Annotated in this window: 17 protein-coding genes and 1 pseudogene; 1 reads left to right on the top strand and 17 read right to left on the bottom strand. The window is 40.0% G+C overall.

What is annotated here, in order from left to right; genetic code table 11:
- Positions 1–142 precede the first annotated feature (142 nt).
- From OCV72_RS16735 to OCV72_RS03425, 14 genes and pseudogenes are all read right to left on the bottom strand, one after another.
- Positions 143–415 (bottom strand): annotated as a pseudogene (locus OCV72_RS16735) (solute carrier family 23 protein); the annotation flags it as partial.
- A 130-nt stretch (positions 416–545) separates the two neighbouring features.
- Complete coding sequence (gene xylB / locus OCV72_RS03365; protein WP_055281932.1) at positions 546–2,012, bottom strand: xylulokinase; 1,467 nt, start codon at positions 2,010–2,012, stop codon at positions 546–548.
- A 22-nt stretch (positions 2,013–2,034) separates the two neighbouring features.
- Positions 2,035–2,262, bottom strand: a complete 228-nt coding sequence (locus OCV72_RS03370) for a hypothetical protein (protein WP_242859193.1) — start codon at positions 2,260–2,262, stop codon at positions 2,035–2,037.
- Positions 2,263–2,500: 238 nt separating this feature from the next.
- Positions 2,501–3,427, bottom strand: coding sequence for a carbohydrate kinase family protein (locus OCV72_RS03375; protein WP_055281937.1), 927 nt, complete (start codon positions 3,425–3,427; stop codon positions 2,501–2,503).
- A gap of 858 nt (positions 3,428–4,285) precedes the next feature.
- The gene (locus OCV72_RS03380; RefSeq protein WP_055281939.1) at positions 4,286–5,341 is read right to left on the bottom strand and encodes a helix-turn-helix domain-containing protein; all 1,056 of its coding nucleotides are present in this window, start codon (positions 5,339–5,341) and stop codon (positions 4,286–4,288) included.
- Positions 5,342–5,561: 220 nt separating this feature from the next.
- Positions 5,562–6,149, bottom strand: a complete 588-nt coding sequence (locus tag OCV72_RS03385; RefSeq protein ID WP_055056226.1) for a DUF2812 domain-containing protein — start codon at positions 6,147–6,149, stop codon at positions 5,562–5,564.
- Positions 6,146–6,469, bottom strand: a complete 324-nt coding sequence (locus OCV72_RS03390; RefSeq protein ID WP_055056227.1) for a PadR family transcriptional regulator — start codon at positions 6,467–6,469, stop codon at positions 6,146–6,148. Before OCV72_RS03390 ends, OCV72_RS03385 begins: the two co-directional genes overlap by 4 nt.
- Positions 6,470–6,601: 132 nt before the next feature.
- Positions 6,602–6,976 carry a TnpV protein gene (locus OCV72_RS03395; protein ID WP_055258600.1) on the bottom strand — a complete coding sequence of 125 codons (375 nt, stop codon included), beginning with the start codon at positions 6,974–6,976 and terminating at the stop codon, positions 6,602–6,604.
- Positions 6,977–6,980: 4 nt separating this feature from the next.
- Positions 6,981–8,399: a plasmid recombination protein gene (locus tag OCV72_RS03400; RefSeq protein WP_055281941.1), complete on the bottom strand. Its 1,419-nt coding sequence runs from the start codon at positions 8,397–8,399 to the stop codon at positions 6,981–6,983.
- Between the two features lie 235 nt (positions 8,400–8,634).
- The gene (locus tag OCV72_RS03405; RefSeq protein WP_055281943.1) at positions 8,635–8,862 is read right to left on the bottom strand and encodes a DUF5348 domain-containing protein; all 228 of its coding nucleotides are present in this window, start codon (positions 8,860–8,862) and stop codon (positions 8,635–8,637) included.
- A gap of 174 nt (positions 8,863–9,036) precedes the next feature.
- A complete protein-coding gene (locus tag OCV72_RS03410; RefSeq protein WP_055258607.1) occupies positions 9,037–9,276 on the bottom strand; it encodes a hypothetical protein in 240 nt (79 codons plus the stop codon).
- Positions 9,277–9,343: 67 nt separating this feature from the next.
- On the bottom strand, positions 9,344–10,420 hold the full coding sequence (locus tag OCV72_RS03415) for an AAA family ATPase (protein ID WP_055258609.1): 1,077 nt from the start codon (positions 10,418–10,420) through the stop codon (positions 9,344–9,346).
- A 169-nt stretch (positions 10,421–10,589) separates the two neighbouring features.
- Positions 10,590–11,675 (bottom strand): site-specific integrase, encoded by a 1,086-nt coding sequence (locus tag OCV72_RS03420; protein WP_055258611.1) that lies wholly within the window; start codon positions 11,673–11,675, stop codon positions 10,590–10,592.
- A gap of 11 nt (positions 11,676–11,686) precedes the next feature.
- On the bottom strand, positions 11,687–11,881 hold the full coding sequence (locus tag OCV72_RS03425; RefSeq protein WP_055258613.1) for a hypothetical protein: 195 nt from the start codon (positions 11,879–11,881) through the stop codon (positions 11,687–11,689).
- A gap of 232 nt (positions 11,882–12,113) precedes the next feature.
- Here OCV72_RS03425 and OCV72_RS03430 point away from each other — a divergent pair, with 232 nt between their 5' ends.
- Positions 12,114–12,596 carry a helix-turn-helix domain-containing protein gene (locus tag OCV72_RS03430; RefSeq protein WP_015541737.1) on the top strand — a complete coding sequence of 161 codons (483 nt, stop codon included), beginning with the start codon at positions 12,114–12,116 and terminating at the stop codon, positions 12,594–12,596.
- A 259-nt stretch (positions 12,597–12,855) separates the two neighbouring features.
- Here the strand turns inward: OCV72_RS03430 and tuf are convergent, their stop codons facing one another.
- The 3 genes from tuf to rpsG all read right to left on the bottom strand — a co-directional run bounded on the left by tuf (position 12,856) and on the right by rpsG (position 16,770).
- Positions 12,856–14,049, bottom strand: coding sequence for an elongation factor Tu (gene tuf / locus OCV72_RS03435; protein ID WP_028087889.1), 1,194 nt, complete (start codon positions 14,047–14,049; stop codon positions 12,856–12,858).
- A gap of 114 nt (positions 14,050–14,163) precedes the next feature.
- Positions 14,164–16,281 carry an elongation factor G gene (fusA, locus tag OCV72_RS03440; RefSeq protein ID WP_055281945.1) on the bottom strand — a complete coding sequence of 706 codons (2,118 nt, stop codon included), beginning with the start codon at positions 16,279–16,281 and terminating at the stop codon, positions 14,164–14,166.
- Positions 16,282–16,299: 18 nt separating this feature from the next.
- Positions 16,300–16,770, bottom strand: coding sequence for a 30S ribosomal protein S7 (gene rpsG, locus OCV72_RS03445; RefSeq protein WP_022415687.1), 471 nt, complete (start codon positions 16,768–16,770; stop codon positions 16,300–16,302).
- Between the last annotated feature and the right edge of the window lie 33 nt (positions 16,771–16,803).

Raw genomic sequence — 16,803 nt, forward strand, 5'->3', positions numbered from 1 at the left:
CCCGGTAGATATCCTGGCTGTCCAGAATCCCCCATACTTTTTCGATGAAGTAGTCCGCATATTCTCCCAGTTCACCGCCGATCAGCACCGTGTCATCATACAGCATACGGATATTGAATACCGCATCACTGAGTCTTTCCACATACGGATACCCCATCTTACTGATCACGACACCAGCTGGTGCAAGGAATGCAAAGCTGGATCCTAGATACGCCGGTGACTTCGCTTTTGTCACCACGATAAAGATCAGCGTTCCCACACCGTTCATAAAAAGTACGATCGCTGGATTGATTCCGAATATGAACGGAACCAGCACCGATGCCCCAAACATCGCAAACATATGCTGGATACTAAGTGGCAGCAATAGTTTCAATGGTACTTTTTCTTCTACCTGGATAATCTTATGACTTTCCATAGTTCATTTTCCTCCTCTTTTTCCTTTGTCTTAAAAAAGAGGTATGAGAATTACACATCTCATACCTCTTTATCTAAGATTTCACTCTTCAAGTTATTTTAACATATCCGCCTTATCCACGGAAGTGAAATCAACATTTTTCATATAAGCATTTTACAGTCGGATAGATTTTCCTGAACTGCTGGTATCGTTCTTCATACTTTGTTGTCAGTTCCGTATCCGGTTCTACTGTATCTACGACCTTTACAATCTTGGCAGCCGCAGCCTCTACATCCGGATATGCTCCGCATCCTACTGCTGCCAGCATTGCTCCGCCAAGCGCCGGCCCTTCTTCGCTCTCTACCACATCCACCTTCAGATTCATGATATTGGCGATCATCTTCTTCCAGAGCGGGCTCTTCGCCCCTCCGCCGCAGATCCTGGTTCTTTCAATCTTAATTCCAAGCCTTCTTGCAACTTCCAGTGAATCACGCAGGCCAAATGCAACCCCTTCCAATACTGCCTGTGTCATATCTTTACGGGTAGTATCCATGGACATTCCGATAAACATTGCTCTTGCATCCGGATTATTATGCGGAGATCTCTCTCCCATCAGATACGGCAGATAGAATACACGATTTTCGCCAAGCTTTGTAATTCCGTCCTGTTCCGCTGCAAAATCTTTTGTCTTCAGAATCTCTTCGTTCCACCATTTGTTGCAGGATGCAGCACTCAACATACATCCCATCAGATGATAGTACCCGTCCGCATGTGCAAATGAATGCAGTGCATTGTTCTCGTCTACTCCGAACTTGTTACTGGATATAAAGATTGTTCCGGATGTTCCGAGGGAAATATTGCACATTCCGTCCCCGACTGTTCCGGTTCCCACTGCTGCCGCAGCATTATCTCCTGCACCGGCAATTACTTTTACATTCTCTGAAAACCCAAGCTCATCTGCGACTTCTTTTTTCAGCGTTCCAACTACTTCAAAACTTTCGTATAATTTTGGCAGTTTATCTTCTGTAATCCCGCAAATGTCCATCATCTCTTTTGACCAGCAGCGATTCTTCACATCCATAAGCAACATACCGGAAGCATCCGATACATCCGTACAGAAAGAACCGGATAGCTTATAAGCCAGATAATCTTTCGGCAGCATGATTTTTGTGATCTTTGCAAAATTCTCCGGCTCATGTTTCTTCATCCAGAGAATCTTTGGTGCTGTAAATCCGGCAAATGCAATGTTCGCCGTATACTCAGACAATTTCTCTTTTCCGATCACTTCATTCAGATACTCCGTCTCTTCTCCTGTTCTTCCGTCATTCCATAGAATTGCCGGACGAATGACTTTGTCATCTTTATCCAACGCAACCAATCCATGCATCTGTCCTCCGAAGCTGATTCCTGCTACCTGTGACTTATCACACTCTGCCGTCAGTTCTTTGATTCCCTCCATCGATTTTTCAAACCAGTCTTCCGGTTTCTGCTCTGACCATCCCGGATGCGGGAAGAAGAGCGGATATTCTTTCGAAACAATCTTTTTAATGTCTCCGGTCTCATCCATCACCAGAAGTTTTACTGCTGACGTTCCAAGATCTACACCTATGTATAACATCCTTTACCTCCATAATCACTTTTTATAACATCTTCATTTTTCCTTCACTAAACTCTGCTTCTGCATGCTTTTCGTTCAAAAGCCGCATCTTTCCACACCGGTCAATCAATTCGTCAATATTTTCTTTTCCTATTGTATTATTGTATATTGCACCTATCGAGGAGGAAAATGGCAGATCCTCTTCTTCCCCTTTTTTTCTGAATGCCTCTTTTAGTTGTTGTATGTAGAGCTCTAATTCTACCGGTTCCATTAGCCAGAAGCAAAAAATATTCTCTGATACCCTGCGGATTTTTACATCCTCTTTTGCGGATTCCTGAAGAATCTGAACTCCTTTTCTAAGGATATTTTCTGTGTAAAGTATTCCGTATTTTCCTTTGAAATACTCTATATGATTGATACTAACAGACAGAAATGCATATATTTTGACATAGAAAAACACACGCATGTTAAATAGACGGTTTCACAGGCTAAATAGACATCCAAATATGCTATTTACCATCTAAAATTTCATGTCTTAACCATTCTGTTGCTCCTACATATTGAACTGCTTTTGCTCCATATCTATTGCCTTCCTTTGCACATTCTATTACACTTCTGCCGGCCAGTAACGCACTCATGAATCCTGCTGCAAAACTATCCCCTGCCCCTGTAGTATCTATACATTCCACATCTTCTACTGCCGTAATCCAATATTTATCCTCATCTGTCCTTACATAACAGCCACGCTTTCCACATTTAATGATTACATTTCCCACACCAGTATGTTTGATCTGTTCTGCAGCCTCTTCTACATTTCTGGTTTTTGTCAAAAGCATAGCCTCTTCGTCGTTCGGGAATAAATAATCTATATATGAAAAAGCATCTGCCATGTCTTTTATTGTCTCCTCTTTCTTACGTTTTGTCATATCAGCACAGACAATCTTCCCCTGTCTCTTTGCGATCCTAAATATATCCTTTAATTCAACCGGTCCGATCTCAGGAAACACAAAAATGCTTGCAAAACATACAATCTTCACACTATCCGGAAACGGCATCCGGATATACTCCTTCCTAAGACTCCTGAGTGTTCCATATGGATTTGTCAAAAAACTTCTTGATCCGTTTTCGTCCACAAGCACCACATTCATACCGGTTATCTGCTCATTCCTTACACTTTCATTTCTGATGACCATACCGCATTCCCGACAGTGATTTAATATGAATTTTCCGGCTTCATCCTCTCCAATTACTGTTTCTAATTGAACTTTATGTCCTGTCTTTGCAAGAATCGTTGCTTCATTCAGCGCATCCCCTCCTGTTGTCATATGAATATCTTCGACAGGGTAGGAACCTGTATCAAACACCTTGGTATTCACCGGTCTGGCCAGTATATCTATGATTGCCGCTCCTATAATCAGGATTTCTGGATTCTGCATATTTTCCCTTCTCCTATTAATTGTCTTATGGTTAAATCTGTTTTTATTAATATCATAACATAATTTCTCGGGGCATAAAATAAAAAAACAGGTAAGAATGTTTCCATTCTTACCTGCATTTTTTATATTTGAGTTAATATTCTGATAACAGATTATGATTACTCGATGATTGTAGCAACACGTCCTGATCCTACAGTACGTCCACCTTCACGATACTTTAATCCCGTTTTATCTCATATTTTTTATGGTTTTCTCTCCAAAATACAGTGAAAAACGGCTGAATTGCACCACCTATTTTGATTTGCCTGATTTCTTGGCACCGTTTTGGCACCGGAGAATACTCAAACCGATTCTCTTCTGTAGATACTAGATACTTCTCTACCAACTTTATATTGCACCGGTAATTTTTAACTGTTATAATCGAAACATGGGTGCTACCATAACGGTAGGCGGTTAGTCCTTCTCCAGAGGGTTGCAGAGTGCCAGTGGCACTCGTTTTGCAACGACCGAAGTGAAACGGAGACCTGTGACCCTCTGATTACATAGAAACCTGTAAAGGAATCCAGTGGAAAGGAGGGCTAAGCCAATGAGTATTATTGACTTCATAGCAGTAGTGAGCTTCGGCTTAACCTGCTTTAGTATCGGATATACATTAGGCAAAGATAATCATAAACCACAAAAATAACCGCCCTGGTCTGGTAAACTAAGCGGTTATCTTTGATGATATTCTAAATAGTAAAACGGACTAACCGTCTATCGGTAGCACTCTTTTTCTATAATCATATTAGCACGCATCTGTGGAAATGTCAAAAATTTTCTTCTTTCTCAACTATATCTATTTCCATACATTTTTACAACCTATTTCAAGTGTTCCTCAAAAATTAATTCGAGTTCCTTATTCCCTCTCAAGAATTCATACTCTTTCTTATTTTCAATTTCCGAATACAATTCACGAACAAAATTTTTTCCAACTCCCGAAAAGGCTTTTCCCTGTGCAGTATCTTCATACCTGTAATACAAAGGGGATTGTGTCATATTCCAAGGCTTCTGTGATTCACTTAATAATTGCTTAATTAACTGAACACATTTTTCTACATCTTTTCGATATCCAGCAATCAGCAGATATGGCACTGTGTTGCCGTAATTCCATAGTCCAAACAACGATATCATGTGATCTGTAATCTCAGCAATTCTCTCTGCTTTATCATGGTTTCCTGTTTCTTCTTCCATTTCAATTAACTTATACAAGTAGCTTTGAATATTGACAACTGCCTGTAGCAGTTTCCCTTCCAGGAATAACGCAGCAGTGTCTGTTCCTTCCTGATGTGCTAATACACTTGTTTTCATAATCGTTGCATCAATTACAGTATCAGGAATTTTTTTCAAAAGGGCATTTGCTTCTTCATATTTCTCCATTTGGACATATTTTGTTGCAAGTATAAAAACGCTTGAATTTCTCACTCTTTCATCCTGACTGTCTGCTGTTCGTTCCAGCCACTCAATAATAGCTGTATTATATTCCATTCGTTCTTCGCCATTAAGATCTGACAAAGTCAAAGATCCGTTCAGAACGGTTGCGATCGTATATATTAATAAGTCGCAATGAGGATACTCCTGTATTTTACGAGATGCCATCTCGAAAGCCTCTGTAAAGCTGTCCAATGAAACTTCCGAAAGTTCATTCACAAATTGTCCAATCTCTTTTTCGGTCAATTCTTCACGAAACGAAAACAATTCATTCATATCAATTTTCAATAATCGTGCCAAAGCTGGAAGTAATGAGATATCCGGATATGTATTTCCCTTTTCCCATTTATTTACCGCAGGAGTAGAAACACCCAGATAATTTGCCACCTGTTCTTGTGTTAATCCCTCAGTTTTTCGATAGTTTTTTATCTGCTCACCAATACGCATTGTTCGCACCTCCTGTCCTTATTTCCATTATAGCGTTCCCAATACATGTTTACAATTGAGCCTTTGTTTACTTATTACTTTCTTTTTTTAACTTTCAATTAATTTTCTCTAATATTTATATCATCAGCAACAAACTGCCCACAAATTTAAGAACGGGCTACTAACCCTCAAACGACAGTGCATTACATTGCATCAGCTAAACCAACCTTGTTATCCTGAATCACCACTCCTTCATCTTCGCTTCATGCCTATTTTTCATAATTTGCAACTGGTATATAATGACAGGGATTAGAAAAATCACAGCAACTATGCCTAAAATAACAGACCGATTTACGGTAGCAAATGCCACGAGCATAAGCATTAATAAAAGCCAGGGATTTCGCAAATTACTGTAATAATTTGCCCTATCTTCATAGGACGTATGAAGTTCAAAAGGTTTTCCATCATTTTCTTTTTCTACAATCAGCAATTCCCTGTTAAATGTTGTAGTGTTTGTTGCAATACGACCGCCAATTTCAGCCCACGGACGCCAGCGAACTTTACCAACAGAATAATTAAGATTGATATTTTTATAGAATACGGAATATCCCATTTCTTCCAAGAAATCATGGTAATCTTCAGCATTAGCTTTTGATTTTTGTCCTATAAACTCCACGCAATATTGAACTTGACCTGGCTTACATTTTTCAAATTCATAGAGTAATTTTCCCGTTCGAATAAGGCGATAACCTTTTTCAGCCATCTTATTCAGCCAGTTTTTCTGTACCGTCAATAGCCCGCCAAAAAAACGATAACACTTTTTGCTCATAATGTACCTCCTACAATTCCGCTTGCAATACCTACAAGTTCACGAAGTCTGATAAGTTCTTTTTCAGCTATCTCCTTTCCTTTTACAGTGATAAGATACTCTTTTTTTCTACCTTCACTATCTCCGAAAAGCTCAATCCATCCCTTTTCCTGCATTGAATTTAATGCACCATATAAAGTGCCTGCTCCCAATGAAAGCCGCCCACCTGTTTTTTCTTCAATGAACTGCATGACAGCATATCCGTGTTTAGGTGAATAGAGTGAAAGCAAAATATAGAATGTCACTTCTGTGAGTGCACCACTTTTCACATTATCCCTCATAGCATCCCCTCCTTATTACGGTTACTGTAATAACTATATCAGTAACCGTAATAAAAATCAAGAGATGTGAAATAAATCTTAATAAGCCGGATAGTATTATACTTTTCCTGTTCAGTCCTTTACAACCAATACTTATATATAAAGTATTTCTCTCAACACCATTTCTTCTGCACTGGCTTTTATATTATTCATCAGCCTAACCCACTTCGTCTGGTTCTGTACCTTTAATTCTTCAGTTACACCCTGTTTTTCTGCCATCTGTTCCATAAGCATTTCCACCTGTTCTCTGCTCTCCTGATCAATCTGATTCAGGTGTTCCGTCAGCTTTCCAGTCAACAACAAATATTGATATTTTGCTAATCTGTGTTCCTTCAGAAACTGTTTTCGCAGCATTCCATATTTCCCATATATCGGTTTTTCTTCATTCAATACCAAATTCGGCAAATAATAATCTCCATGCAAAGTATAGCTTAATCCGTTCTTTTCATCATAAATGTGTGTTTCCATAATCTTATCTCTCCATTTCTCTATTTTTTGATTTAGTTTTCTTACGCTGCTGATTCTCCATCTCGCTTTTTTTCATTCCCCATGCCAATCTTTCATGAATATTTCCCTTCGGCATTTGCTCCATCCGTCGCTTTTCTTCCAGGACTTTCTCGTTTTGAATATCCTGCTGTACTGCTGTATCTACAGTTTCTATTCCAAGAACACGCACAACATGATCATACCTATCAGAAACACCTTGTAATATATCTTTTTCTTCTGACAATTTCTGATTGTCTTTACGTATATCATCCAGTTCTCTCTGAATAGCATTATATTTCTGTTTCACCTTTTGATATTTTTTCTTCCACCCTTCCACCTCTTTCGTGAGTTCTTTAACCTGAGCCGCCATTACAGCAACCTTATTCTTTATTTGAAGAAACAGTGGTTTAATTTTTTTGTCTCGATAGGTTACTGCCCGTTCTAGCGTGCCCGCCTCCGGCAGTAACATTTTAACTGTTCCATATTCTTTGATTTCTTTGCTCACACTATCCATAATCGGTTGTAGCTGTTCTCTGCGATCTTCCAGGCTTTTTAGTTCTTTTTCTGCGCTCCCTGCCTTTTGTTCTGCTTCTTGCTTCGCCTTGATTGCCTGTTCCTTATCGTCTTTTAAATTCTGGATATCTGCTCTGGATTCTGCAATTTGTGCTGTTAATTCTTCTTTTTCAGCAGTTAGATGCTCTTTTTCCTGCTCCAATTCCTGTACTTCCTTTTTCCGTTCTTTTTTCTTGAAGTTATAGACATCCAGATGTTCCTCATGAGTACCTTTCTGTTCCCATTCAATTCCATACTGCCTTGCAATCTCTGCCAGTACTTCTTTTTCATGATTTATCCACTGATTCAGCTCCGTATCATGCTTATTTCCACCTTGAAATCCAAGACCTTTTAATGCCTGTTTCAGCGAAACTCTGGTATCCATTCCTTTTCCTTTCCAGCCCGTCACATAAGGAATAAAGTCAATATGAAGATGTGGAGTAGCCTCATCCTGATGCAAATAGCAACTAAATACCCGAAGTGTCGGATTCCGTTTCTGGAAATCTTTTACATACTCATCCAGTACGTTTACAGCCAGATTTCCTGCTTCTGTTCCAACAGCCATATCTTCTCGGTTTCCAATCTGGAAAATCACTTCATGGAACAACTTTTCCTGTTTTCCCTGCCGGATTTTTTCATAGTAATTTGTAATCTTCCGGTCTTTTCTTTTCCCGGTATTGTATCTCTCCACAGCATCATCAAATAACTCTTTGTAAACTTCTTTCAGATTTTCATTCTGGTAACAAATATTTAATTGTACTCTGTCTGGGTCTACATTCTCTGCGAAAAACTCTCTCCTGTTATGAGCCAGAGAACCTTTCCCAATCATACCGCTAATTGTTCGTTTTATCATAATGTTTCTCACCTCTTTTCTAATCAAGTGCTAGATATGGCACATAATTTTTATTCACGCCAGTAATAGCGATATTAAGAAACTTTCGCCGGATACGGCGGTTTTGTTACTTTTGTCAAAAGTAACGCAAAAGCACTTTCGACAGCCGTACCGTCCATCAAAAGTACCCTTGCGCCCTGCCGGGGGCTATTCCTCCCGTTGGTCGGTTCACTCCTGCGTTACTTGTATGGCTGAATTATCCCGGTATCCTTGCCCGGATATATTCCAGATCACCACAATACGGTGTTCCTACAAGATACCATTCTCTTGCAGAATTCATTTCCATTCTAGTCTGAACCCATTCATCATCAAGCAACACTTCCAGGCATTCTCCACAGTGAAATCCTGTATCAATCCATAGATCTGATGATAATAATCCATATCTTTTGTTATAACTGTTATATCCTAATCTTCCTTCTCGCATTATGCCATTCTCCTTTCATTTAGCGTTTCCGCAGGGACGCCCTGAATCAGGGCTCCCTTTTGAAAATTCTCTTCTCCACCAACAAACTCCCGGCTACATCTTACCAGCTTTCTACTTGTCTGCTATCTACAGGTGCGTGACACGCTCCTGTAATAAAGTAGTCAGAAAGAACCTTTACCATCGAAAGTTCTCCGGTATTCCCCGTCTGTCCAGATATTCCTGCCGGAACTTTTCCCTTTCTTCTTCCGTTGGTGCTGTTTTGGATTTGCTATACACTTCACGATTCACCATTGCATCCAGTTTTTTCTCCAATCCCAACCGGATTATTTCTTCGCCATCGTAGTTATCCATCAAAAAATATTGCAGGAGTTGAAAAAATAACTCGTATGGAATCTGTACATTTTTATTTTGCATCTGTTCTCCTTTCAAGGTGGCAAGATTCCCTCTTCTTAAGAAATGGTAATCTTGCCATCTTCCATTTTTATTCTGGCAGCATCCAATACCATTGCTTTCCACGTTTTACAGAATCAATTTCAAGTTCCCGTTTGGCATTCCATAACGTTTTACTTTTTATTCCTCTGGTTTCGGCTTCTTCTGCAATTTTCTTTTGAGTCATTCCTCCATTTGCCAGTATTTCAAGGAGAAATTCTTTTGCTTTCCGACTTTTCTGCCCTCTGCCGTCTCCATTAAGAAGTTCATCGGCACTGATATCATATTCTCCAATCCATTCAAAGCCATTATTCTTATCCAGTCTGAATGCAATGGACGTTCCTTCCGGTGCAAGAGAACTCTTCGTATGACATACCACTCTTACTTCTGGTTCATCTTTCACTCGCCCGACAATCAGGACACTTCTTGCAGCAGCCTGAAAATCAATGGAGCCAAGTCCTCGATAAGAAGATTTGCCGTTACTGTTTTTGTTCATATGACCGATTAAAATGACTGCACAGTGATATTTTTCTGCCAGCACTGCGACACGCTTCATCAATGGCCTGATCTCATTTGCCCTGTGCATGTCTACCTCTGCTCCCAGGAATCCCTGAATCGGATCAAGAACAACCATTTTGGCTTTTGTCTGCACGATTGCTTCTTCTAATCTGGCATCTGCCATTGTCAGTGGCTGGTCACTGTCATCAATCACCAGCACCCTCGAACAATCTGCACCTGCAGCAAGTAATCTGGGTTTGATAGTATCTCCTAGACCATCTTCCGCTGTCTGATAAATCACATTTACAGGTGACATAGAAGACTGTTCCTGAATATTATCTTTGGCATCTAGATCTTCATTCTCACTACCGACTTCATCACTTCGTTTTTCTTTTGTTGTATCAGTAACAGGAAGAATCGGCTCTCCTCTGGTCAGTTTTGCAATAATCTGAAGTACCATTGTTGTCTTTCCTTCTCCTGGATCTCCCTGTATAATGGTCACTTTTCCATAAGGAATAAACGGATAAAGCAGCCATTCTACCTGTTCCACCTCTACTGAATCCATATTGATCAGTTTCAGTTTTGGTTCTATTCTGCAATTCTTAATTTTGTTTTTTTCATTCATATTCATTCCATCATCTCCTCCTGCCCTTCTGGGCAAGTCTCTGATGAACAGATATTCGGGAATTGTCGTATTTCTCGATTCGTGATATACTGAATCTGCCAAGATGGTATATCAGTTAATCTGATTATCAGAGAACTTGCTCAGATTATTTATCTGGGCTTTTTCTTTTGCCTTTTCAACATTCATCTCTTTCTTCTCCCAATCCGGTAACTGCATTTTCATTATCCAGCAGATTTGCAATCTTCCTCTGCTGATTTGGATAAAGATGTCCATAAGTATTCAATGTGATACGAATATCTTTATGACCCAATCTGTCCCGGATCAGTAACGGTTCTACACCTTTCTCAATGAGATAAGCCACATGACTGTGTCTGAGATCATGCACTCGGATTTTCTTTACTCCTGCCAGTTCAATCTGCCGTTTCATCTTATGCTGTACCGCTTCCTGAACAACTGGAAACAATCTTTCTGTATCCGGCATTCCGTAGTGACCATCTACAAATTCCTTAATTTCCTCTTTCAAAAATTCTGGAATTTCGATTGTTCGAAAGGACTGTTTTGTTTTTGGTTCTGTGATAATATCCTGCATTCCTGTTCGGTAATAAGTCTTATTGATACTAAGCTGATTCTTTTCAAAATTGATATCAGCTTTTGTAATCGCAAGCAGCTCCCCAATCCTGCACCCAGTCCAGAACAGCATCTCAAATATAAGATAATATCTTGTTCCCGGCTCCATTGTCTGTATAAACTGTTTGTACTCGTCCAGTGTCCAGAAGTTCAAACTTCTCGAATCCGAATTTCCCATTCGTTTCACTTTCTTGCATGGATTAACTGGCAAATCATATATTTTAGCTGCATGTGTAAACAGACTGGTCAACTGATTCTGAATCATTCTCAGATAAGAATCTGAATATCCTTTTTTCTGAATTTCATTCTGCCACTGAATAATCTGTGAAGCCTTGATCTCACTCATCATCTGATTTCCAAAGTATGGAACGATATGCTGTTGCATCATATATCTTTTATTTTTGATTGTTCGATCTTTTAGGTCATTCTGTTTGTCTGAAAAATAAATCTCAATAAAATCGCTCAGTTTCATATCCATACTTCGCTCAGTGCTCAACTTTTTACTTCGTTCAAACTCCAATGCTTCTCGCTTTGTTTCAAATCCACGCTTTCTGCGTTTTTTCTTCTCACCCATAACATTTGTCTCAAACCACTGGGCTGTCCATTTTTTTGTGTCTTTTTCTCTGTAAGCCATATTAATCCTCCTTAATTTCCTGCTATTTCATAGCCATACATCTTTTTTGCCCAAAACGCCTTTGGTATTCTTCCAGCCATCGTAATATATCCCTGTGCAGCCAGTTCCTTATTCATAGCTTTCACCAGTTTATAAGCATAAGATTTTGAGCAGTTTAATTCCTGTGCCACTTCATCAGCACTCATCATATAATTGTAGCTTGCCATACTGCATCCTCCTTTCCTCTCCAGATACAGAATACGTTTACTGTATTTCTATATCTGTACGATTTTCGTAAATTGATAATATCATGTATTTATTTCATTGTCAATATTTCGTAAACATATTTTTACGAACTTCGTATATTATTTTCTCTTTATTTTATTCCAGGTCTGTGCTATGATATTCTATAGATTTATGTTTTTCGTAATTTTGCAATATATGAAAAAGGAGGATTCTATGGGTGACGGTAAAAATTTAAAGAAATATCTTGATGAAAAAGGCACAAATGTCCGTAAAATTGCAAAGGCAACCGGAATCAGTGCCACAACCTTATATTCAATTATTCAAAAAGATTCCAATATTCGATTTGATTTTGCTTTAAGACTTGCAAATGAATTACAAATTGATGTGAATGAGATATGTTCTGCCAGTCCATTTTCTGGCACAATTAAGGAAGAAGAGATTTATCCTACACTTCCAGACGGTTTGAACGGAGCATTAGACGCAAGCCGTGTAAAGACTTATTTAAAAAATTCTATGTACCCGTTGATGTATCTTTTCGGTAAGAACAGTATGCCTGATGTAGATAATCTGCTCACATCGTTCTATCAGCTTGATGATGAAGCCAGACAGGAAGTTGTGGAAACGATCCGTCTGAAACTGCAATATCATCGTGATCCGGAACGTGCTGAACAGATCAAACAGATCAAAGGCTGGTAAAAAAATTACTCCTGTGAATAGCAAATATTCGCAGGAGTTTCTTTTTGGCACCGTTTTGGCACCGCTAGACTGATTTTTCAATTTTAAATTTATCCGTATTTCATCTTTCTGATAAACGTTTCACTGTTTCTAATCTGATAATTTTACAAACAATTCTTTTCTTAGAGTACAGAAAAACCCCAGAAACACAAGGTTTCTGGGGTATCTTACGTTTGGACACAACGTTATCTTACGATAACAAATCTATATTCAGATTGTATTACTCGATGATTGTAGCAACACGTCCTGATCCTACAGTACGTCCACCTTCACGGATAGCGAAACGAAGTCCCTGCTCCATAGCAACTGGGTGAATCAGTTCGATTGTCATTTCTACGTTGTCACCAGGCATGCACATTTCAACACCTTCTGGAAGTTCGCAAACACCTGTAACGTCTGTTGTTCTGAAGTAGAACTGTGGACGATAGTTGTTGAAGAATGGAGTATGACGTCCACCTTCATCTTTTGTCAGAACGTAAACCTGAGCTGTGAATTTGTGATGGCATGTTACTGAACCTGGTTTACAAAGAACCTGTCCTCTTTCGATTTCTGTTCTCTGGATACCACGAAGAAGAGCACCGATGTTGTCACCAGCCTGAGCTTCATCAAGAAGTTTACGGAACATTTCAACACCTGTTACAACTGTCTTCTTAGTCTCTTCGTGAATACCAACGATTTCTACTTCGTCAGATACATGAAGAACACCACGCTCTACTCTACCTGTAGCAACTGTACCACGTCCTGTGATAGAGAATACGTCCTCTACTGGCATAAGGAATGGCTTATCTGTATCACGCTCTGGATCTGGGATATAAGAATCTACAGCATCCATGAGTTCCATGATCTTGTCTCCCCACTCTGAGTTAGGATCTTCAAGAGCTTTAAGAGCTGATCCCTGGATGATTGGAGTATCATCTCCTGGGAATTCATACTCGTCAAGGAGTTCACGGATTTCCATTTCTACTAATTCAAGAAGTTCGTCATCGTCAACCATATCACATTTGTTCATGAATACAACGATGTAAGGAACACCTACCTGACGAGAAAGCAGGATGTGCTCTCTTGTCTGAGCCATAACACCATCAGTAGCAGCTACAACAAGGATAGCTCCATCCATCTGAGCAGCTCCTGTAATCATGTTCTTTACGTAGTCAGCATGTCCTGGGCAGTCAACGTGTGCATAATGACGTTTCTCTGTCTGGTACTCAACGTGAGCTGTAGAAATTGTGATACCACGTTCTCTCTCTTCTGGAGCTTTATCGATATCTTCAAAGTTCTCTGCTGTGTTTCCTGGTACTCTTGCTGCAAGTGTCTTTGTGATAGCAGCTGTAAGAGTTGTTTTACCGTGGTCAACGTGACCGATAGTACCGATATTACAATGCGGTTTTGTTCTTTCAAATTTAGCTTTAGCCATTTTGAATATCCTCCTTAATTTAGTGCCATATGGCATATTAACAAATTGTTCGTTTGCTCGGCTACATTTGATTATATTTCAAATGTAGCACTTTTTCAAGCGTTTTATAAATAATTAGTCATTTTTGCTGGATAAAATCTTCTCCTGTACAGACTTCGGTACTGGCTCGTATTTCTCGAAGAACATTGAGTAGTTACCACGTCCCTGTGTTCTGGAACGTAAGTCTGTAGAGTATCCAAACATTTCTGACAATGGAACGAATCCACGAACGATCTTTCCACCACCGAGGTCATCCATACCTTCGATACGTCCACGACGTGAGTTAATGTCTCCAATAACATCACCCATGTACTCTTCCGGCATAGTAACTTCAACTCTCATGATAGGCTCAAGAAGAACCGGAGATGCCTTCTTCATAGCGTCCTTAAATGCAAGAGAACCTGCAATATGGAAAGCCATTTCACTTGAATCGACTTCATGGTAAGAACCGTCATATACGTTAGCCTTAAGACCAACAACCGGGAATCCTCCAAGGATACCAGACTGCATAGCCTCTTCGATACCTTCACCTACAGCCGGGATATATTCCTTCGGAATAGCTCCACCAACTACAGAAGATTCGAATTTGAATGTTTCCTCACCGTTAACATCCATTGGCTCGAATTTAACTTTACAGTGTCCGTACTGTCCACGTCCACCTGACTGTTTTGCATATTTGCTGTCGACATCAACTGGTTTTGTAAATGCTTCTTTGTAAGCAACCTGAGGAGCACCTACATTAGCTTCTACCTTGAACTCACGAAGAAGTCTGTCTACGATGATTTCAAGATGAAGTTCTCCCATTCCGGCGATGATTGTCTGTCCAGTCTCCTGATCAGTATGAGCACGGAATGTAGGGTCTTCTTCAGCCAGTTTTGCAAGAGATTCACCAAGTTTACCCTGGGAAGCTTTTGTCTTAGGCTCGATAGCAAGCTCGATAACTGGTTCTGGGAATTCCATTGATTCCAGAATTACAGGATGCTGCTCGTCACAGATTGTATCACCTGTTGTAGTGAATTTAAATCCGATAGCGGCTGCGATATCACCTGAATATACTTTATCAAGCTCTTCACGTTTGTTGGCATGCATCTGAAGGATACGTCCAACACGCTCTTTTTTATTCTTTGTAGCATTCAGTACATAAGAACCTGAGTTCATTGTACCAGAGTAAACTCTGAAGTATGCCAGTTTACCTACGAATGGGTCTGTCATAATCTTGAATGCAAGTGCTGAGAACGGCTCTTCATCTGAAGAATGTCTTACAACCTCATTACCATCCTCATCCACACCATCGATTGGTGGGATATCTGTTGGTGCAGGCATGTACTCAAGGATTGCATCAAGAAGTTTCTGTACACCTTTGTTTCTGTAAGCTGAACCACAGCAAACAGGAACTGCTGTACACTCGCATGTTGCTTTTCTGAGTGCTTTCTTCATATCTTCAACAGATGGTTCTTCACCTTCCAGATACTGCATCATCAGATCATCATCAAGATCGCAGATCTTCTCTACCATTTCTGTATGGTAAAGTTCTGCATCATCTGCCATATCTTCCGGGATATCTGTAACAGAAATGTCATTTCCCTTATCATCGTTGTAGATGTAAGCTTTCATTTCCATCAGGTCAATGATTCCCTTGAAGTCATCTTCTTTACCGATTGGTAACTGAAGACAAATAGCGTTCTTTCCAAGTCTGGTCTTAATCTGGTCTACTGCATTGTAGAAATCAGCACCCAGGATATCCATCTTATTGATGAATGCCATTCTTGGTACATTGTATGTGTCAGCCTGACGCCATACGTTTTCTGACTGAGGCTCAACACCACCCTTAGCACAGAAGACGCCGACAGCGCCGTCCAGTACACGGAGTGAACGCTCAACCTCTACAGTAAAGTCAACGTGTCCCGGAGTATCAATGATATTGATACGGTGCTCAAGAGCTCCCTTTTTAGGTTTTGTGAACTCTTCGAGTGTCCAGTGGCATGTTGTAGCCGCAGAAGTGATTGTGATACCTCTTTCCTGCTCCTGTTCCATCCAGTCCATGGTAGCAGTACCTTCGTGAGTATCTCCAATCTTATAGTTAACACCGGTATAGTACAGGATACGCTCGGTAAGAGTTGTCTTACCAGCATCGATATGCGCCATAATACCGATATTTCTTGTTCTCTCTAATGGATATTCTCTTCCAGCCAAGATTTTTTCCTCCTATAATTAGAAACGATAATGAGCAAATGCTTTGTTTGCTTCTGCCATCTTGTGCATGTCTTCTTTCTTCTTTACAGATGCGCCTGTATTGTTTGCTGCATCCAGGATTTCGTTAGCCAGTCTTTCTTCCATTGTTTTCTCTCCTCTAGCACGAGAGTATACTGTCAGCCAACGAAGTGCAAGAGTCTGTCTTCTCTCAGGTCTAACCTCGATCGGCACCTGGTAGTTAGCTCCTCCGATACGTCTAGCCTTTACCTCAAGTACTGGCATGATGTTATTCATAGCCTCTTCAAATACTTCGATAGCTGGCTTTTCGGCTTTTGCTTCAACTCTTTCAAACGCTCCGTATACGATTTTCTGTGCAACACCCTTCTTACCATCAAGCATAATGTTGTTGACAAGCTTGGTTACCACTTTATTGTTGTATACTGGATCCGCTAATACGTCTCTTTTCTGAGTATGTCCTTTACGTGGCACGGTCCTTCCCTCCTTAAACATCTTAATTTAATT

This window comes from Dorea amylophila (genome assembly GCF_025567265.1).
Lineage (GTDB): Bacteria > Bacillota > Clostridia > Lachnospirales > Lachnospiraceae > Dorea_A > Dorea_A amylophila.